Source organism: Rheinheimera sp. 1928-s (assembly GCF_029269265.1).
Lineage (GTDB): Bacteria > Pseudomonadota > Gammaproteobacteria > Enterobacterales > Alteromonadaceae > Pararheinheimera.
In genome coordinates this window covers 122,024-141,961 of the sequence record NZ_JARIXP010000007.1, presented here as the reverse complement: position 1 = coordinate 141,961, position 19,938 = coordinate 122,024, and the positions used below count along the sequence as shown (strand labels likewise).

Below are 19,938 nucleotides of genomic sequence, written 5' to 3'. Positions count from 1 at the left end.
AAAGCCGGTTTTCTGGCTTTTTTGTTTTTAAAAGCACTTTGGCTATCGCGTGGCTTTTCTGTTTAGTCGGCTGTGAACCTGCGCTGGAGCATTTGCCTGAACAGCAATTAATGGATAAAGCGCAGCAAGGCCATGGGGCTGCCGCAGTACTACTGGCGAAAAAACGTCAACAGCAGGGAGACATTCCTGCGGCACTTAACTGGTATCAAAAAGCGCTGGATGCAGGGCTCACACATGAACTTGCTGCTTTACTTGCATTAAAACAGCGTCAGGATGGCTTTTTAGCGACCGCAAGCTATCTTGAGCACCGTCTACAGCAACAACAGAGTGTAAACGCAGCAGAGGCTGATTTAGCCACTGATTATGGCCTCTGGCATTATGTTCAGAGCCCAGCTAAGGTTGCATCGAACTCAGATTCCTCTTGTAGCCTGACTTTACAACCTGTAGTGCAATCCAAAGCCGGAAGTCGTCAATTGCAGCTGTTACAACAACAGTGGCAACAGGACCCTCAGCTTTCCTCTCTAGCTGTCTGTTTTTTACCTGAAAAACGTATGAACAGTACTGACTTGCAGTGCAGTTATCAGGCCGGACAACGAATTCAGTGTCAGTATCAGGTATTAACACCTGATGTGGCCAAAGGCGGATTTAGTCAGTTACTGGTGGTTGCAGGTGAAGGTACAGCCAATTACAACAATGGCATAGTGCAACTGGCTGAAAGCAGTTCTTTTGAGGTGTTCCGGCACGAGTTTGCCCATATTCTGGGTTTTATGGATGAATACAGTTTAAGTACAGAAGTGGCTCAAACTGAATGTCGCAGCGATAAAATCCGGCCTAACTTACTGACTGATAAAACCCAGTTGGATATCTATCTGCAACATTGGCAATTAGAAAAGCACGATGTTCAGTTACAGCCAGTGGAGAGTTGTGATAATGCAGGTGTGCAGGCTTACGCCCCTGTAAGCAATTTAAGCTTTATGCGCTCACACGAGGCTCAGGTACCAGATTTATACATTAAGTTAATGCAAAAGGTGCTGGCAAAGCCAGAGTTGATTATGCCGGTACAGTATTTTTATGCATATTTAGCCAGGCAAGAACAGGATTGGTACCATTGGCGCTTATTGATGGATCAGGCTGCTAAACAAGGTTATCCGGATGCTCTGCACTCGTTACAAGAGGCTTCAGCTATTCCGACAGCTCCGTAAGTTCGCGGCTTAATAAATCGGCATCACCTAAATTCAGCTCCAGCAGGCGGCGTAAATGACTGGCAGAGTCGATATCAATTTTATCGCAGCGTAAACCCACACAGGAGTCATTCAAATGAGCTACTGTGACATCCATAAATAAATCCACACCGGATTCATTCAGCTGAAACTGCAACTGAAAGTGTTGGCCTGCTTGTAATACCGTTGCTGCATCTAACTGCAACAAAGCACCTTTAAGCGACAAATCCTGCAATTGACCTGTGTATACAGCGTCAGCATTTTTCAGTTGTACCGGACCGGAAAATAACACCCGGCTAAAACGTCTGTTGTCCATACCAAATCCTTTCATTCACTACGTTGAGCATAGTTGTTTCCGGCATGAAAAGACAGCAAAGGCAGCTAAATTTAACTGCCTGCACAGTCACTTAGTTATTAGCTGACTTCTTCACCTGCCGCCTGGCGATCTGCGTGATAACTCGATCTGACGAAGGGGCCTGAGGCAACGTGTTTAAAGCCTAACTCGTAACCAATACGTTTTATTTCGTCAAACTCATCCGGAGATACGTAGCGTTTGACTGGTAAATGGTGTTTGCTTGGCTGCAGATATTGGCCGACAGTCAGCATATCGACATTATGAAGACGTAAGTCCCGCATCACTTCGATAATCTCTTCTGTGGTTTCACCTAAACCCACCATCAGGCCTGACTTGGTCGACACTTCCGGATGGGCTTCTTTGTAGCGTCTTAGCAGTTCCAGTGACCATTTATAGTCAGCGCCTGGACGTGCCAGCTTGTATAAACGTGGCGCTGTTTCCAGGTTGTGGTTGAATACGTCTGGTGGCGTTTGTGTCAGAATGTCCAGCGCTGCATCCATACGGCCACGGAAATCCGGTACCAGTACTTCAATTTTAATAGCCGGGCTTTCACGACGAATAGAACTGATACAGTCGGCAAAATGCTGGGCACCGCCATCACGCAGGTCATCACGGTCTACCGAAGTAATTACCACGTATTTCAGCGCCATATCTTTGATAGTTAACGCCAGTTTTTCCGGCTCTTCTGCACTTGGAGGCAAAGGGCGGCCATGAGCTACATCACAGAATGGGCAACGTCTGGTGCAGATAGCACCTAAAATCATAAAAGTTGCGGTGCCGTGGTTAAAGCATTCTGACAGGTTAGGGCAAGAGGCCTCTTCACAGACTGAGTGCAAACCATGTTTACGCATAGCGCCTTTGATTTGTTCAATGCGGTCTGTACTGCGCGGTAATTTGATTTTTAACCAATCAGGTTTACGTAACATTTCGTCACGTTCGGTGGGTAACACTTTGATTGGGATCAGGGCCATTTTATCGGCATCACGTAACTTAACGCCTGGTTCCATACGAGCTGTTTTGATGGTCATATTACTCACTTAACCCTGTTTTGTGCTCAGTTTGGCTTACTGCCAATTGAGCCACAAATTGTGACTGCAAAGCCTGCTTTGCTTCATCCACTAATTGTGGACCAGCAATATCTTTGGTTTGGATCATCTGCATGCCGGCATAACCACATGGGTTGATCCTGGAAAAAGGTGACAAATCCATATTTACGTTTAAAGCCAAACCATGAAAGGTACAGCCTTTTCTCACCCGCAATCCAAGCGAAGCGACTTTTTGTTCCTGCACATACACGCCGGGCGCATCGGCTTTGGCATAAGCTTCAATACCATAAGGGGCCAACGCTTTAATGATCACCTGTTCAATCAAGGTGACCAGTTCGCGCACACCCAGCTTACGTCTTTTGATATCCAGCAATACATAAGCAACCAGCTGGCCAGGGCCGTGATACGTCACCTGACCGCCTCTGTCTACTTGTACCACAGGAATATCACCTGGCATCAGCAGATGTTCTGCTTTACCGGCTTGACCCTGAGTAAATATCGGATCATGTTCAACAAACCACAGCTCGTCCGGACTCTGTTCTGTCCGCTCATCTGTGTATTTTTGCATGGCTTGCCATACCTGAACATAAGGCTGGCGCCCTAAATTCCGTATCACTAAGCCTTGAGAGTCAACCACAACGAACTCCGGTTCAGTTGAAAGTGCCGCATTATACCTGCACTGCCAGCAAAAAGGGCAGTGCCACTCGTCAGATCACATACCTAACCAGTTCTAAACGGCCAAGTTCTGTGTACAGCAGTTCCATATGTTCTTTGCTGGTGACAGTCACAGACACAGATACAGAGTGATAACTGCCTTTGCTGCTAGGGCGAATTTGCGGATTGTAGTCGTCGGCTTTGGCATGTTCCTGCAGCACAACTACGATATGGTCCACCAGTTCTGGTACAGCGACGCCCAGTACTTTAAAGTTTACCGAGCATGGAAACTCTAAAAATTCATCAAAGCGGGTGTCTTTTACTTCAATTGTCATGATGTTCTGCTCACAAAAATAATCTTGATCTATTTTAACAAAAAGTCCCGGACTTGCCGGGACTAATTTAGATATGGGCTGTCGCTTTTTTACTGGAAACGCATTTTTACCATATCGACTAAGCGACTGAATAAACCCGCTTGCTCGATATCTTCCAGCGCTACTAAAGGAAATTCGGCGATATCTTTGTCACCTAATTTCAAATAAACAGTGCCCAGTACCTGACCCTTGGATATGGGGGCAATCAGTTCCTGATTCAATTTAAAGTCGGCTTTTAACTCTTTACGCTGGTTACGTTGCAAGGTAATAGGGGTTTCTGCCAGCACACCTAACGTAATGATTTCTTTGGTGCCTTGCCATACGCGTTGTTCAGCAAACTTTTCACCTGCCTTATAAGGAGAAAAGGTTTCAAAAAAGCGAAAGCCATAGGTCAGTAATTTTTTGTTTTCTGCTTCACGGATTTTGGCGCTGTCTGTGCCCATGACGACAGAAATCAGTCGCATATCATCTTTAGTGGCTGAAGTGACCAGACTATAACCAGCCTCTGAGGTGTGGCCTGTTTTGATACCGTCCACGTTCAGGCTTTTATCCCACAATAAGCCGTTACGGTTGTATTGTTTAATGCCGTTAAATACATATTCTTTTTCAGAGTAAATTTTGTATTCGTCTGGCGTGTCACGAATTAAAGCGATCGACAGTTTGGCCATATCACGGGCTGTAGTACGCTGATTTTCATCAGGTAAACCATGGCTATTGGTGAAGGTACTATTGTCCATACCTAAGCGCACCGCATGGGCATTCATTAATTCAACAAAGGCGCCTTCAGTGCCTGCTATATGTTCGGCCATAGCGACACAAGCGTCGTTGCCCGATTGCACAATAATGCCGCGGTTTAACTCTTCAACGCTGATGGTTTCGCCTACTTCGATAAACATTTTGGAAGAGTCTGAATACTGTTTAGCCCAGGCGTTTTCGGTGATAGTGACAGGATCTGATGGTTTGATAGTACCGTTTTTAATTTCTGTACCAATAATGTAGCTGGTCATCATTTTGGTCAGGCTGGCTGGTGCCAATAACCCATCTGCATTGCCTTCGGCCAATACAGCTCCCGTATGGTAATCCATCAGGATATAACCTTTGGCGTTTACTTCAGGGGGCTGCGGCGTCATTTGTGACGCTGTAAGAGGGGCTGTTTGTCCGGCTGCTAAAAAACTGGCAACACCAAAGGAGCAAGCAATAAAAATTCTGGAGTACGTATTCATGAGACCTTTCTTATGTTGTTGAACTGAATTCTTTTTTAAAGAAAATCAACCGTGGTTTTAACCACAGCTTTTTTTATCTGTAATATAAGCCGATGGGTAATCAGCACTTTTAAAACGTTCCAGCCAGCTGTTCGCTTCGGCCGTTGATGGCATTGGACCCGCCAGTAAACGGAAAATTCCATTGCCTTCGTTAATTTGTGTAGATACAGACCATTGTTGCTGTAAATCCGAACCTAACTTTTGCAGTTTCTCTTTATTGCTGCTGGCAACCAGTTGAATAAAGCAGCCTGTAACCTTAGAACGGGCAACTGGTGCTGTTGTCGCTATCACTGGGGCTGCAACTGGCGCTGAAGGTGCTGCAACGCTGCCAGGTCTTGGGCTGGCAGGGTTAGAGGCTATAGTGGTTTCTTCAAACCTGTTGCCTCTGTTGCCTAATCCCATGGCATAACTTTCCTGATTGGTCATGGCAGGAGATGCCAGCAGTTCGACCTGAACCCGTGCTGTGCCTTTGCCCATCATGCCAATTTTATAAGCCGCTGAATAAGACAGGTCGATCACTCTGTCCTGATGGAAAGGTCCTCTGTCGTTTACCCGCACTATGGCTGACTTACCGTTGTCGAGGTTGGTTACTCGCACATAAGAAGGTAATGGCAGGGTTTTGTGTGCTGCCGACATGGCAAACACATTATAAACTTCACCGTTGGATGTCAGATGACCATGAAATTTATGGCCGTACCAGGAGGCTATACCTGTTTCCTTGTATTCCATCAGATCAGTACGGGGAGAATAATCCACGCCATAAATATTATAGGGTTTGTTCCCACCACGGCTTAAGGCTTCAGCCCTGGGGTCAGGATCTGTCATTTCCAGTAAGGTTGGCAGACGGTCCGGATGGCTGTCAGTGGCTTGTGAATAACGGCCTTTATTAGGTTCTTCCCAGGTTGGGGTTGGTCCGGTTTTGGCTGATTTTGGTGCCGGCGTTTGTGAGCAGGAAGCCAAGATCAGAGTACAGCATACGATAGTTATTTTTTTAATCATTGATTCTTTCTACTGCTGAGCTAAAAGTCGTTTATGAGTGCTGATCGACATTAGAATACCAAAACCTGCCATCAGTGTAACCATGGATGTCCCGCCGTAGCTAATCAAAGGCAAAGGCACCCCCACTACAGGTAATAATCCTGACACCATACCAATGTTAACGAACACGTAGACAAAAAATGTCAGCGTAATGCTGCCTGCCAGCAGCTTACTGAAGTTGTCCTGAGCCTGACTTGCGATAATCAAACCGCGGGCAATGACAAAGGCATACAAGACTAACAGAAACAGCACACCTATCATGCCAAGCTCTTCGCTGAACACAGAAAATATAAAGTCGGTATGGCGCTCTGGTAAAAACTCCAGTTGAGACTGAGTGCCATGCATCCAGCCTTTGCCTTCAAAGCCACCTGAACCTATAGCAATTTTTGACTGGATAATATGATAGCCAGAACCTAAAGGATCGCTTTCAGGATTTAAAAAGGTCAGTACCCGTCGCTTCTGATAGTCGTGCATCACAAAAAGCCACATACTGTAGCAACCAACAGGGACAATTAATGCTAGTGCTGTGATTATGCGCCAGCTCATACCGCCCAAAAACAGCACAAAAATGCCGGCGACAAAAATCAGAATGGATGTGCCTAAATCGGGCTGTTGCTGGATAAGTACAGTAGGAATAGCGCACATAATAAAACCGACAATCAAGTGCCGGAATTTCAGCGGTAAAGGGTGAGAGGATACATACCAGGCGACGGCCATAGGCACGGCCAGCTTCATCACTTCAGAAGGTTGGAATTTCATAAAACCTAAATCCAGCCAGCGTTGTGCGCCTTTGCCTATATGACCAAAAGCCAACACCATCACCAGCATAGCTGTACCCGCTAAAAATAACGGCACAGCCCAGAAGCTAAAGGTTTGAGGTTTTACCTGAGCCAAAAACAACATAGCACCAAAAGCAATGACTAATCTTGTACTGTGCGCCGCCATCATATCCCAGTGTTGGCCACTGGCACTGTAGAGCACAAATAACCCTGTAATACACAGTAGTAATAAACCCGCTAATAAAGGACCATCTAAATGCAGCTTGGCCAGCAGCCCTTTATGACTTGGGTCTTTCAGCACATTCATGGCTGAGCTCCTGTTACATCTTGACGGGTAAAATAGATAACTTGATCAGGATCTGGTTTTGCTAATAGCTCTTTGTCGCAGGGGCAGTGCAGCAACATCATGGCTGAGCTCCTGCCGCACTTTGGCGTGTAAAGTAATAATCCATCATTTTACGGGCTATAGGTGCGGCATTTGAACCACCACCACCGGCGTTTTCAACAGTCACAGTTAAAGAAATAGTCGGGTTCTCTGCTGGTGCGTAGCCAATAAACATAGCGTTGTCCCGATGCACTTCTTTAATCGCATTGGCATCATACTTTTGGTTTGCTGCCATATTAATGACCTGTGCAGTGCCTGTTTTACCGCCTGCGCTATAACTGATGCCTTTAAAGGCGTTAAAGCCGGTGCCGCCTTGTACCATCAGAGTTTGACGCATGGCCTCTTTTGAAATATGCCAGTTGTTGGGGTCTTTGACCTCTATAACGCGTTCCAGCGGGGCAATAAGATTGGTATCTTTGTTTTGATTACGGAAATAACGGCCCATATGCGGCGTAGGTTTTAGGCCATCGTTCAGTAGTATTGCAGTAGACAATGCTAATTGCATCGGGGTCACGCTCCAGTAACTTTGGCCTATGCCCAAAGAGACAGTATCACCAGGAAACCAGCTTTGTTTATGTCTGGCTCTTTTCCACTCTTTAGAGGGCATCAGGCCTGCACTTTCTTCCATCACGTCTATGCCAGTGCGGGAGCCAAAACCAAACTTTTTCATATAATCAGAAATTTTGTCTATGCCAAGTTTAACGGCTAAATCGTAAAAATAAGTATCACAACTTTTGGTGATGGCTGTGTATACATCTACCCAGCCATGGCCCCATCTGATGTGGTCGCGATAAGGCCGGCTGTAATTAGGCAGCTTATAAAAACCCGGATCGGCGATGCGGGTTTGTTCTGTGACAGTACCATTCTCCAAGCCCAAAATAGCCATATGAGGTTTGATGGTTGACGCAGGCGGATACACCCCCTGAGTGACCCGGTTCACCAAAGGACGATCAGGGGATTCCAGCAATTCACGGTAGTTTTTGCCGCTGATACCATGCACAAATAAATTCGGGTCGTAGCTGGGGTTGCTGTAAAAGGCGATAACAGCACCATCGCGGGGATCCATGGCTACTATAGCGCCACGGTTTTCACCCAGCAGTTCTTTGGCTTTTTGTTGCAGATGCATATCGATGGACAGGATCAAATCCTCACCAGAAGTCGCAGGTTTAGAATCCAGAATACGGATCACCCGGCCTCTGTTATTCACTTCTACTTGTTGAAAACCGACCTGACCATGCAATTGGCTTTCGTAAAAACGTTCCAGACCAATTTTGCCTATGTCCCGGCTGGCAGCATAATTGGCAGTTACGCCATTTTCTTCCAGTTTCTCCAGTTCTTTAGCGTTAATTTTGCCGATGTAACCTATAGCATGAGTAAAAAGTTCACCATAAGGGTAGTGTCGGGTCAAACGGGCTTCTAATGTCACACCTTCCAGCCGGTGCTGATTGACCGCAATAATGGCGACTTCCTGTTCCGTCAGGTGCTCTTTCACAGCGATACTGACAAAACGTCTGTGGTATTTTACTTCTTTTAAAAACTCTTGCTGACGCTCTGGTGTGATTTCAATCAGTTTTGCGATTTCAGCCAGAGTTTCCGGAATGTTTTTCACTTGCTCGGGAATAAGTTCTACCGAGTGAATAGGGCGATTTTCCGCCAACAAAATACCATTTCGATCATAAATCAGCCCCCTGTTCGGTGGCTGTGGAATAAGTTTGATACGGTTACCATCGGCACGAGTCACATAATGGTCGTGCATCACTACCTGTAACTTGTATTGGTTAAACACCACCACAAAAAAACAAATCATGACAACGGCAAAACCAAACAAAGCCCTTTGATTAAACATCTGGCTTTCGGCTGCTGGGTCCTGAATAGAGGGGCGTTTTTTAATCATGGTTATTCGCGGTTATCTACAAAGAGAGGGTGGTTGGTGCTAATACTCCCATAAATCAACGCCTTAGCAAAATCATACAAAGCCTTTTGATTAAATACCTGGCTTTGGGTTGTGAGGATTTGAATTGAAGAGCATTTTTTTATCATGATTATTCGCGATGGTATGGATGGTTAGTACTAATGCTCCAGGCCCGGTACAGGCTCTCTGCCAATACAACCCGAACCATAGGGTGGGGCATGGTCAATGCAGATAAAGACCATTTGCCTTCACTGGCTGCTATGCAGGCTGGCGCTAAACCTTCAGGACCTCCCACCAGTAAACAGACATCACGGCCATCCATTTGCCATTGTGTCAGCTTTTGTGCCAGTTGTGGACTGCTCCAGTTGGCACCTTCCACCTCCAGCGTAATAATGCGGGCGCCTTTGGGCACAGCAGCCAGCATTTTTTCGCCTTCGGTTTCCAGAATACGTTTGATGTCCGCATTTTTCCCGCGTTTACCAGCCGGAATTTCAATTAAATCCAGTGGTAAATCACGCGGAAAACGACGGGCATATTCTTCATAAGCCGTAGTGACCCAATCAGGCATTTTTGTGCCGACTGCAATCAGCATTAACTTCATGCCGTTAAACGCTCCAGAGTTTCTCTAATTGGTAAAAACTGCGGCTTTCTTCCTGCATGACATGGGCAATCACATCACCCAAATCAATCAGTACCCATTCACCTGAACCTTCACCTTCAATGCCTAACACACTGATGCCGGCTTTTTTCGCTTCTTTGGCCAGATGATCGGCGATAGAACGGGTATGACGGTTTGAGGTGCCTGAGCAGATCACCATTGAATCCGTCACGTTGGATTTTTCTCTGACATCCAGGCTGACGATATCCTTGGCTTTCATATCGTCCAGCTTGTCGAGGACGAATGCTAATAACTCTTGTGCTTGCACTTTTAACTCCGGGATCTAAAAACGCGACATGTTAACACTTTTTGTTTTGATCTTATACGCCGCTGTACAGCCTTTCTGCTTTTATATACTGCAAGACTTCGGCTGGTATTAACTGACTTAGTTCGGTGCTTTGCTGGTTTTTTTCCAATAAGGTTCTGATCCGCGTTGCGCTCAAATCCAGCGGAGGGTTATCCAGCAGCATAATTTTACCAGAGTCCAGTAAATGCAGGTCTTGTAAAGCTTGGGTACCAAACTGTTCAAGCAGTGCCGGGCAATCGCCATCTTCTGCTGAACTGCCAGGCCTTTGGCAAACCACCAAATGCGCCAGCTGTAAAATGCTTTGCCATTGATGCCATTGTTTAAAGTACGACAGCGAATCCATACCCATCACAAATAACAAGCCGCCCCGCGGATATTGTTCGCGCAGCAAACGCAAACTATCCACAGTGTACGAAGGGCTGTGTTTATTCAGCTCCAGTGGCTGAAGATGCACACCTGGAATATGCTCAATAGCGAGTTGTACCATGGCTGCTCTGTGTTCAGCGCTGACGCCGGGACTTGCGCGATGAGCGGGTAGGTGGCAGGGCATTAGTTGCACTTCACGGACAGCACAGTGTTTTAATACGTACTGAGCGCAGGCTAAATGCGCCTGATGTATGGGGTCAAAAGTGCCGCCAAATACGGCAAAAGCACGATCAGGGCGTGAAGTCGGCATAACGTTGCTGCAATGAAAAAACTTTAGACACAGGGCTCACCAACAAACTGACTAAATGCGCTAATGCCAGTTCAGGGCTGCTTAATGCGCCGGATTTAAAGGCGCGGTCAAAAGCAGCCAGTTCTTGTTGTACATAACCCAGCCATTTGGCAGGTAAGCGTGATACAGCGGTCTGATACATAGGTTGACGTTTAGGCCAAATCGCATTTTTCTTAAAGAAATCAGCCAAGGGTTTACCTTGCTGTTGCGCCAAATGCATTTGCATCAATGTGGTGACTTCTTTTTGCAACTGCCAGGCAATAATTACAGGTTCAGTGTCCTGTTGTAATAAACGATCAAGCCGGTGCAGGGCTTCGTTACCCTGACCAGAGAGTAAAGCATCCACTAATTGAAACACGGAGAAGTGCGATTGGTCGGCTAAATGTTGTTCCAGCAGTTCAGCATCAATAGTGCCACTGACCAAAGTTAAACCCAGTTTTTCCAACTCCTGTGCAGCGGCCAATAAATTACCGGCACAGTGATGTTGCATTAAGGTGATGGCATCCGGCGTTAAATGCAGTTTTAATGCAGAGGCTCGCTGCTGTAACCAGCGCTGAAACTGCTGATCGTCCAGCGGATAAAACTGCACCTGCACCGCTTGTTCCGCCAGTGTTTTAAACCAGGCAGATTTTGCATAATCATTGGCATTTTTGGCAGCATGCAGCACCAGAATTAAATCCGGGTGCAATAACGAAGGCAGTTGTTTTAATAAATCGCTTGCGCCTGTGGGCAACTTCGCCGGTAGTTCCAGCTCAAAAACCCGGCGGGGTGAAAACAAAGATAAGTTATTCAGTTCCATCAGAAAGTCGTTCCAGCTGAAACTGTTGTCCCAGCTGTAACTTTGCCTCTCGTCAAAGCCGTGTTTTTTCGCAGCAGCACGAATTAAATCAATGCTTTCCTGCTTTTGCAGCGGCTCTTCACCAAACACCAGATAGACTGGTGCCAGGTTTTTTTGTAACTGTGCAGCAAGCTGATTGCTATACAGTTTCAGCATTAGTTGAGCCGGTTTAACTGGCGGATAATACGGCTTGCTGCCTGAGAACGTAACTCCTGCAGCAACAGATCAAGCTCCTTCGCCTTAGCCAGTGCCAGGTTAGGATCGTCCTGATAGTCGCGGGTCAGTTCAAATTGAAACTCTTGCAGTTCCTGATCCGGCAGCAATAACTGGTACTTCACTCTATAGATCAGTTCATATTCTGCAACCTGACCATTAGGGAATAAAGATAAAGTCCGGCGTTCCAGACTGTCCTGCTGCAGCATCAGAGCCGGAGCTTTTGGATCCAGTTCGGTCAGCAATTTTACTTTATTGCTTTCCAACTGGTCTGATAACAAGCTTGCCAGTTCCGAATGCTTTTTGGCATCAACAAAAATAGCCGGATAACGTTCCAGCGGCAGGCTGCCACGTAAGTGGAAGCCACAGCTGGTCAGAAGCAGGCTGCTGATCAACAGCAGCCCTGTCCATACGGAGTGTTTTTTCATTTTATCCTACGGCCAGACTCAGCAGTTTACCCGGAACATAAATCACTTTACGAATAGTGACACCCTCAAGGAAACGCTGAACGTTTTCTTCAGCATGAGCAAGTTCCAGCACTTGTTGTTCAGTGGCATCAGCTGCCACTGTGACTTTAGCGCGAACTTTACCGTTAATTTGCACTACCACTAATTTTTCATCTTCCACCATAGCAGCTGCATCAGCGACTGGCCATGGGCTTTGTTCCAGTGACGTGGTAAAACCTAATTCTTTCCACAGGTACTGCGACAAGTGAGGCGTGATTGGGTTCAGTAACTGAATTAAGGTCTGAATACCTTCGCGTTTCACTTGTTTGTCAGCGTCCGTATCCACAGGGGCTTTTTGCACCTTGTTCGCCAGCTCCATAATGGCAGCAATAGCGGTATTGAATACGTTACGACGGCCTATATCGTCTGACACTTTGGCGATTGTTTTATGGATATCGCGGCGCAAAGCTTTTTGATCTGAGTTTAATTCCAGTGACGTCACAGCTGTAGTGAATAAGTCTTTATGTTCAGCCGCTAAAGTCCAAATGCGACGTAAGAAACGGTTTGCGCCTTCTACCGCTGAATCTTGCCATTCCAGAGTTTGTTCTGGCGGCGCAGTAAACATCATAAACAAACGCACTGTATCAGCGCCGTACTGGTCTATTACCAGTTGTGGGTCAATACCGTTGTTTTTCGACTTGGACATTTTACTCATGCCTGCCGACAAAACTGGTTTGCCATCTGCTTTTAAAACAGACGCTGTAATGCGGCCTTTTTCGTCACGTTCTGTCGCCACATCCGCAGGAGAGAACCATTCTTTACCGCCGTTTTCAGTTTCACGGTAGAAGGTTTCAGCCAATACCATGCCCTGGCACAATAAACGCTTAAAGGGCTCATCACATTGCACTAAACCGACGTCACGTAACAGTTTGTGGAAGAAACGGGCATACAATAAATGCAGAATAGCGTGTTCAATACCACCAATGTACTGATCAACCGGCAGCCAGTAGTTGGCTTTGGCCGGGTCCAGCATGGCTTTGTCATGATCCGGGCTGCAGTAACGGGCATAGTACCAGCTCGACTCCATAAAGGTGTCGAAGGTATCGGTTTCATGGAAAGCGGCCTGGCCGTTGTACGTGGTTTTTGCCCACTCCGGGTCAGCTTTGATAGGCGAAGTCACGCCGTTCATCACCACATCTTCTGGTAAACGCACCGGCAGCATATCTTCTGGTACTGGCACCTGAGTGCCATCTTCCAGCGTCAGCATAGGAATAGGTGAGCCCCAGTAACGTTGACGGGATACACCCCAGTCGCGTAAACGGTAATTCACTTTGACCTGACCAATGCCCATGGCCGTTAACTTGTCGGCAATGGCTTTAAAAGCAGCTGCGAAGTCTAAACCGTTAAATTCGGCAGAGTTAACCAGCACACCTTTTTCAGTAAAGGCTGCAGTGGTTAAATCGCACACTGCCGCACTGCCAGCTTCCGGCTGAACCACTTGTTTAATCGCCAGACCGTATTTAGTCGCAAATTCAAAGTCGCGTTGATCGTGACCAGGCACGGCCATCACAGCACCAGAGCCGTAATGCATCAATACAAAGTTGGCTACCCAAACCGGTACTTGTTCACCTGTTAAAGGGTGAATGGCAAATAAACCTGTTGGCGCGCCTTTTTTCTCCATGGTCGCCATATCGGCTTCGGCCATTTTTCCGCCTTTGCAGTCGTCAATAAAGGCCTGTAATTCAGGGGTATTCACGGCAGCTTGCTGGGCTAATGGATGCTGAGCGGCAACGGCAACGTAAGTGACACCGTATAAAGTATCAGGGCGGGTGGTGTAGACCGACATCGTCTGGTCTGAACCCGCCACTTTAAACTCGATCTCCACACCTTCTGAGCGGCCGATCCAGTTTTTCTGCATGGTTTTTACTTGCTCAGGCCAGTCGTCTAACTGGTCTAAGTCTTGTAACAGCTCTTCAGCGTAATCGGTGATTTTAATAAACCACTGTGCCAGTTCGCGCTGCTCTACCAAGGCCCCTGAACGCCAGCCGCGGCCATCAATGACTTGCTCGTTGGCTAAAACGCACTGATCAACCGGGTCCCAGTTTACGGTCGCCATTTTTTTGAAGACTAAGCCTTTTTCAAACAGCTTGGTGAAAAACCATTGTTCCCACTTGTAGTATTCAGGCTTACAGGTGGCGACTTCGCGATCCCAGTCGTAACCAAAACCTAAGCGTTTCAGCTGGCCTTTCATATAGTCGATATTGGCGTAAGTCCATTTGGCTGGAGCTGTTTTATTAGCGATAGCAGCGTTTTCGGCCGGTAAACCAAAAGCATCCCAACCCATAGGTTGCATCACGTTTTTGCCCTGCATACGCTGGAAGCGGCTGATCACATCACCTATGGTGTAGTTACGCACGTGGCCCATATGTAAACGGCCACTTGGGTAAGGGAACATGGAGAGGCAGTAGTATTTTTCTTTCGAAGCATCTTCTACTACTTTAAAGGCGTTTGTTTGTTCCCATTCCTTTTGCAGCTGCTGTTCAATCAACTGCGGGTTATATTGTTCGTGCATTAAAAACCTTCCAACGTGAAGTCAAAACCAGACCGATGAAACCGGCGGGAAAAATTGCCGCTAGCATACCGCAAGCGGGGGGTCGGCAACAACTGCAACAAGGGACAATCCTTGCTTTGTTTTATTTTGTGGTGATGCTCTTGTCTGCTGTACTCCGGCTGCATAAAGTGGTGAATTGAAGATGCGGGTTTTATCAAGGAATTGATTGTGTTTGGTATCGAAAATCTGATGTTGTTTATTATTTCTGGCTTATTGCTGAATATTTCGCCAGGGCCGGATACGGTGCTGATTATAAGCCGTAGTGCCAGTCAGGGCTGGCGCGCTGGCCTGGTCGCTGTTGTTGGTATTGGTGCCGGAGTTTGTATGCATATTTTTGCTGCTGCTTTGGGGGTCTCAGCTTTGCTGGCGACTTCTGCAACGGCCTTTACGCTGGTGAAGCTGGCTGGTGCTGCCTATTTAGTTTATCTCGGGGTGAAAATCTTGTTGGCAAAACGCCCTGAACATGGCGTTGTTGCACAGCAGCTGTCTGCTGCATCCTTTCGTAGCATTTTCCTGCAAGGCTTTGTCACTAATGTACTGAATCCAAAAGTAGCGCTGTTTTTCTTAGCTTTTGTACCGCAGTTTATTGCTGTGGATGCGGCCAACAAAGCTTTGGCTTTTGTCATTCTGGGTTTTATTTTTAACCTGAATGGCATGCTCTGGTGTGTGTTTTTAGCTGTCAGTGCAGGCTTTGCTGGAAAAAAAATGAAAGTAAGCCCGCTGGTTGCGTTTTGGCTGAATAAAAGTATTGGTGCTTTATTTGTCGCTTTGGGCGTGAAATTAGCGCTGGCAGACCAGCGCTAGTCAGACTGTTCCCGATCAGTGGGGTAGAGCAGTTAATACTTTGCCCACCAATTGATTCAGCTCATCGCCATTGCCTATCCAGCGTGTGACCATCAGCAGATCATGTTCTTTATCTATGTAAATAATATTTCTGCCTGCGCCCTGAAAAGTAACGGCTGTTTCAGGCGCATTTGGCAGAGCTTTACGGCCCGGGTTTAAAAACCAGTTGGCAAAGCCGTATTCAGGATTGGCTGAGCCTCCTGTACTGGCCAGTTTGATCCATTCTTTACTGACAAGCTGCTTGTCCTGCCATTGACCCTCCCGTAAAAACAGATAACCAAAACGGGCTAAATCCCAGGCATTAATAAAGATACCACCGCCCCAATGACCGCCACCTGATACGGACTGCATCTTCTGACCATCCAGCTCAATCCAGCTATTGTCGTAGCCATACCAGCGCCAGGTGGACGAAGCCCCAATAGGTGTCATGATCTGTTCGTTCAGCACCTGGGGCAGAGGTTTACGCCAGACATACAAGGTGGATAACGCCAGCAGGTTTACCCGCACATCATTGTATTTGTAATGACTGCCAGGCGTGCGTAACGGCCGTTTTGGCCAGTCAGCCGGTGTTTTGCCTTCAGGTCTGTCGGCCCAGTCCGGTTTGCCCCATAAAGTGCCTTGCCAGTCACTGGTTTGACGCAGCAGATGATCCCAGCGAATTTGACTGTTGTGGTCACCCTGATACAAATCCACACCATGCGGCATGTAGCTGTCTACTTTGTCCTGCAGGTTATGAATTAAACCTTGTTGCACCGCCAGACCTGTCACAGTAGTTAAAAAAGTTTTGGTGATGCTGTGGGTCATATCTACAGCATTTGTATCGCCCCACTGGGCTATCACTGCGCCTTTATAAATAATAATGCCATTGGCAGGAGCACGGGTTTTCATGGGACCAATAATTTGATCATAAGGCTCTTTGGCACCAAAGGTGGTAGCCTGATTAATCGCCTGATCCGGGTCAGCTGTGTTTTCAGATTGTATGGCGTAATCCACTGCTTGTTGCAGCAACACAGCATCCACCTTTAATTCGGCGGCTGGTTTTTGTTGCCATTGCCCTGCAGGTGGAAAGTAGTCCGCTGTGCTGCTGGTGCTGAAGATCAGTGTCAAAGCAGTAACGGCAAAATATAGTTTCATCAACAACCCCTTTTATAGTTCTGTCTGCAGACTGAGCTTCAGAGCAAAAAGCCGCAATAGCCTTGCGACTAAAAAGCCGGGCTACAAGTTTAAAACTCAGTTGTTCGTTTTTAGCCGACTATACTGAAGAAAAGCAGTAAGGAGGTTTTATGTCCGAATTTAAAGAAAAATATCAGAATTGGCTCAATGAGTTAGCGACTATGCTTAAAGAAGGCAGGCAGCAGCAACTGGATAATCTGGTGGACTTTGCCGACACTGTCAAAGCTTATATCAAAGCAGGTAAAGAGCTGACGGCTTATGAAACTCAGCTTTTTATCGAAACCTTTAAACGTCAGGCCACAGAGGCCGAACAAGCGCCATCCCTTTGGCCTGAAACTTTGTGGTACGAACTTTCGCTTATTACCGACAAAACCCAGATTGAATGGCAGGAACTGATGCAGGATTTAGAGCATCAGGGCACTTATGTCCAAGGTGAAGAAGTGGGCATGGGCCTGTATCAATGCCAGCAGTGTCAGCAACAACAAGCCTTTTACCATCCGGCTGAATTAGGCGCTTGTGTCTATTGTGGGGGCACACAGTTTAGCCGTCATGGATTACCTGTTTAAAACCTTCATTTTATTCAATGATTTGTTAAGATGACGGAAATTGTAGTTTTCATCTTTCAACACTGAGCAGGTTGCATGACGCACAACAGCCATAAATATGCTTTAACCGCCGAACATTTAGGCCCACAACTTGATAAAAACCTGATCCAGCAAGCGCTGGACGTAACAGGTTTATCCAGCACTTTTATTGGCCAGGACAGAGCAAAGGCGGCATTAAATTTTGCCATCGGCATGGATATGCCGGGTTATAACCTTTATGTGATGGGCGAGCCAGCTTTAGGCCGTTACACCTTGGTGCAAGATATTCTGCAACAAGCCGCCAGCGAAAAAGCCACGCCGGACGACTGGTGTTATATCAATAACTTTGACGATGAACGTATTCCGGGCACCTTACGTTTAGTGCCAGGTGAAGGCAAAGTGCTGGTGAAAAAGGTTGAAGCCTTAATCGATGAACTGCTCGATACTTTCCCTGCTGCTTTTGATAACCCGGGTTATCAACGTAAGAAAAAAGCCATTCATCAGGAATTTGATGATAAATACGAAGCCGCTATAGAGTTAGTTGAACGAAAAGCTTTAGAGCAGCAAGTGGTGCTGTACGAAGAAAACGGTGCTGTCAGCTTTTCGCCTGTGGTGGATGGCAAAGCACTGGATGACAATGAATTTGCTAATTTGTCGGAAGAAAAACGCCAATTTTTCTACGATTTAGTCTCAGAGCTTGAAACCATTCTGAACGAGCAATTGCTGGAATTACCACAGTGGAAACGTGAGTTGTCGGAAAACCTGCGGGCGCTGCGTCGTGAAACTATAGAACAAGCCATTAAGCCATTGCTGAAGCAGTTGGAACACGACTATTCAGGTGAGCTGGGTGTGTTACGTTATCTGCGTGAAATGAAACCGGCTTTGGTCAAAGCCATGCTGGAACTGCTGCCTGAAGAAGCCGAAAGCGATAAGCTGGAAGAGCTGGATATCCGTGGCATTTTTGTTGGCGACTTTGTGCCTAATGTGCTGATGCATCACGAATTGATGGACGGCGCTCCTATTATTTTTGAGCCGAATCCAAGCTACGGCAATTTATTTGGCCGGGTTGAATACAGCTCAATGCAAGGCTCGTTATACACAAATTACCGCATGATCCGCCCCGGCGCTTTGCATAAAGCCAATGGTGGTTATCTGGTGCTCGATGCCGATCGTTTATTGTCACAGCCAAGCCTTTGGGATGCGCTGAAACTGGCGCTGAAAACCGGCGAAATTCTGATTGATACCCTAAGCGATCATGCTGTCACCAACTCCACCATTATTACGCCTAAAGCTATTCCACTCAGCGTCAAAATAGTGCTGCTGGGCTCGCGGGATTTGTATTATCTGGTTCAGGACGTGGACGATGAGTTTAACGAACTGTTCCGTGTGTTAGCCGACTTTGAGCATTATTTGCCGTTTAACGAGCAGACAGTGCGTTATATGTCGCTGCAAATTCAGGATCAAATTCAGCAAATGGATATGGAAACCTTGTCCGCCTGCGGTTTAAAGCAGTTGCTGAATTTCAGTTTCCGTCAGGCCGAACATCAGCGCAAACTCTCTGCCCGTTTTGCCGAAGTGCTGGAGCTGGTGCGAGAAGCCTGTTTTTACGCCGCTCAGCATGACTCGTCTGAACTGCGCGCAGAGCATGTGCAAATGGCGCTGGAAGGCAAACAATACCGCACAGGCCGTATCAGCGAATCCTTTTTAGAAGATATTCAGGAAGGCCAGATTTTAATAGACACTGACGATTGGGCTGTTGGCAAAATTAACGGTTTAACAGTGCTGGAAATTGGTGATACTGCTTTTGGTACGCCAGCCCGTATCAGTACCACAGTTTTTGCCGGTTCCACTGGTGTGGTCGATATTGAACGTGAAGTAGAACTGGGTAAATCCATTCACTCCAAAGGTGTGATGCTGCTGACTGGTTATTTAGGTGCTAAATACGCTCAGCATTTTCCGCTGACCTTGTCGGCCAATATAGCCATGGAGCAATCCTACGGCTTAATAGATGGCGACAGCGCATCCTTGGCTGAGGTCTGTGCACTGATTTCAGGCATAGCCGATATCCCTATTACCCAAAGTCTAGCGGTGACTGGTTCTATTAACCAGCATGGTCAGGTGCAGGCCATTGGCGGTGTGAACGAAAAAATTGAAGGTTTCTTCCGCTTGTGTGAGTCCCGTGGTTTAACAGGTAAACAGGGTTGTATTATTCCTGCCAGCAACCAGTTGAATCTGGTGCTGAATGATGAAGTGATCAAAGCGGTAGAGCAGGGCCAGTTCCATATTTATGTGGTCAAAGGTGTGGATGAAGCGCTGGAACTGTTAATGGATATGCCGGCCGGTGAGCGTAACAGCAAAGGCCAGTATCCAAAACGCACCATCAACTACCTGGCGCTGCGCCGTCTGGAAGAGATAGCCGAGATAGTCAACGGCTCATCTGACAGTTAACTAAAAATGGGGTCAGATCACATTAGTTACGTGTAACTAATGTGATCTGACCCCATTTTCAATTTGAAGAGAAAGAA

General features: G+C 46.8%; 19 protein-coding genes. 4 read left to right on the top strand and 15 right to left on the bottom strand.

The genetic code is table 11. From position 1 onward, the window contains the following. Positions 1-38: 38 nt before the first annotated feature. A complete protein-coding gene (locus tag P3C17_RS17440) occupies positions 39-1,202 on the top strand; it encodes a hypothetical protein (protein ID WP_300930629.1) in 1,164 nt (387 codons plus the stop codon). Here P3C17_RS17440 and P3C17_RS17435 read toward each other — a convergent pair. The 14 genes from P3C17_RS17435 to leuS form a co-directional block, all read right to left on the bottom strand. Then, positions 1,183-1,536 (bottom strand): PilZ domain-containing protein, encoded by a 354-nt coding sequence (locus P3C17_RS17435; RefSeq protein WP_300930628.1) that lies wholly within the window; start codon positions 1,534-1,536, stop codon positions 1,183-1,185. The two genes, P3C17_RS17440 and P3C17_RS17435, sit on opposite strands and share 20 nt — an antisense overlap. A 98-nt stretch (positions 1,537-1,634) precedes the next feature. Beyond that, a complete protein-coding gene (lipA, locus tag P3C17_RS17430; protein ID WP_346015675.1) occupies positions 1,635-2,603 on the bottom strand; it encodes a lipoyl synthase in 969 nt (322 codons plus the stop codon). A 1-nt stretch (position 2,604) separates the two neighbouring features. Next, on the bottom strand, positions 2,605-3,258 hold the full coding sequence (gene lipB, locus P3C17_RS17425; RefSeq protein ID WP_300930627.1) for a lipoyl(octanoyl) transferase LipB: 654 nt from the start codon (positions 3,256-3,258) through the stop codon (positions 2,605-2,607). 70 nt (positions 3,259-3,328) lie between these two features. Continuing rightward, complete coding sequence (gene ybeD, locus P3C17_RS17420) at positions 3,329-3,610, bottom strand: DUF493 family protein YbeD (protein ID WP_008900370.1); 282 nt, start codon at positions 3,608-3,610, stop codon at positions 3,329-3,331. A gap of 89 nt (positions 3,611-3,699) precedes the next feature. Then, a complete protein-coding gene (locus P3C17_RS17415) occupies positions 3,700-4,872 on the bottom strand; it encodes a D-alanyl-D-alanine carboxypeptidase family protein (RefSeq protein ID WP_300930626.1) in 1,173 nt (390 codons plus the stop codon). 57 nt (positions 4,873-4,929) lie between these two features. Beyond that, positions 4,930-5,910 (bottom strand): septal ring lytic transglycosylase RlpA family protein, encoded by a 981-nt coding sequence (locus P3C17_RS17410; protein WP_300930625.1) that lies wholly within the window; start codon positions 5,908-5,910, stop codon positions 4,930-4,932. A 9-nt stretch (positions 5,911-5,919) separates the two neighbouring features. Further along, positions 5,920-7,035 carry a rod shape-determining protein RodA gene (gene rodA, locus P3C17_RS17405; RefSeq protein ID WP_300930624.1) on the bottom strand — a complete coding sequence of 372 codons (1,116 nt, stop codon included), beginning with the start codon at positions 7,033-7,035 and terminating at the stop codon, positions 5,920-5,922. A gap of 97 nt (positions 7,036-7,132) precedes the next feature. Continuing rightward, positions 7,133-9,007: a penicillin-binding protein 2 gene (gene mrdA, locus P3C17_RS17400; protein WP_300930623.1), complete on the bottom strand. Its 1,875-nt coding sequence runs from the start codon at positions 9,005-9,007 to the stop codon at positions 7,133-7,135. 148 nt (positions 9,008-9,155) lie between these two features. After that, the gene (gene rlmH / locus P3C17_RS17395; protein ID WP_008900365.1) at positions 9,156-9,626 is read right to left on the bottom strand and encodes a 23S rRNA (pseudouridine(1915)-N(3))-methyltransferase RlmH; all 471 of its coding nucleotides are present in this window, start codon (positions 9,624-9,626) and stop codon (positions 9,156-9,158) included. Between the two features lie 4 nt (positions 9,627-9,630). Further along, a complete protein-coding gene (gene rsfS, locus P3C17_RS17390) occupies positions 9,631-9,951 on the bottom strand; it encodes a ribosome silencing factor (RefSeq protein ID WP_233011122.1) in 321 nt (106 codons plus the stop codon). 52 nt (positions 9,952-10,003) lie between these two features. Next, a complete protein-coding gene (nadD, locus tag P3C17_RS17385) occupies positions 10,004-10,666 on the bottom strand; it encodes a nicotinate-nucleotide adenylyltransferase (RefSeq protein ID WP_300930622.1) in 663 nt (220 codons plus the stop codon). Further along, the gene (holA, locus tag P3C17_RS17380; protein WP_300930621.1) at positions 10,647-11,699 is read right to left on the bottom strand and encodes a DNA polymerase III subunit delta; all 1,053 of its coding nucleotides are present in this window, start codon (positions 11,697-11,699) and stop codon (positions 10,647-10,649) included. Before holA ends, nadD begins: the two co-directional genes overlap by 20 nt. Further along, positions 11,699-12,184, bottom strand: coding sequence for an LPS assembly lipoprotein LptE (gene lptE, locus P3C17_RS17375; RefSeq protein WP_233079029.1), 486 nt, complete (start codon positions 12,182-12,184; stop codon positions 11,699-11,701). Before lptE ends, holA begins: the two co-directional genes overlap by 1 nt. A 1-nt stretch (position 12,185) precedes the next feature. Beyond that, entirely contained in the window at positions 12,186-14,774 is a 2,589-nt protein-coding gene (gene leuS / locus P3C17_RS17370; protein WP_300930620.1) for a leucine--tRNA ligase, read from the bottom strand. 207 nt (positions 14,775-14,981) lie between these two features. Between leuS and P3C17_RS17365 the strand changes: the two genes are divergently transcribed. Next, positions 14,982-15,617 (top strand): LysE family translocator, encoded by a 636-nt coding sequence (locus P3C17_RS17365; RefSeq protein WP_300930619.1) that lies wholly within the window; start codon positions 14,982-14,984, stop codon positions 15,615-15,617. A 15-nt stretch (positions 15,618-15,632) separates the two neighbouring features. Here the strand turns inward: P3C17_RS17365 and P3C17_RS17360 are convergent, their stop codons facing one another. Further along, positions 15,633-16,790, bottom strand: coding sequence for a serine hydrolase (locus P3C17_RS17360; protein ID WP_300930618.1), 1,158 nt, complete (start codon positions 16,788-16,790; stop codon positions 15,633-15,635). A 149-nt stretch (positions 16,791-16,939) separates the two neighbouring features. Between P3C17_RS17360 and P3C17_RS17355 the strand changes: the two genes are divergently transcribed. Both P3C17_RS17355 and P3C17_RS17350 read left to right on the top strand, forming a co-directional pair. Then, positions 16,940-17,395, top strand: coding sequence for a hypothetical protein (locus P3C17_RS17355; RefSeq protein WP_300930617.1), 456 nt, complete (start codon positions 16,940-16,942; stop codon positions 17,393-17,395). A gap of 75 nt (positions 17,396-17,470) precedes the next feature. Further along, positions 17,471-19,861 (top strand): ATP-binding protein, encoded by a 2,391-nt coding sequence (locus P3C17_RS17350; RefSeq protein ID WP_300930616.1) that lies wholly within the window; start codon positions 17,471-17,473, stop codon positions 19,859-19,861. Positions 19,862-19,938: the final 77 nt, after the last annotated feature.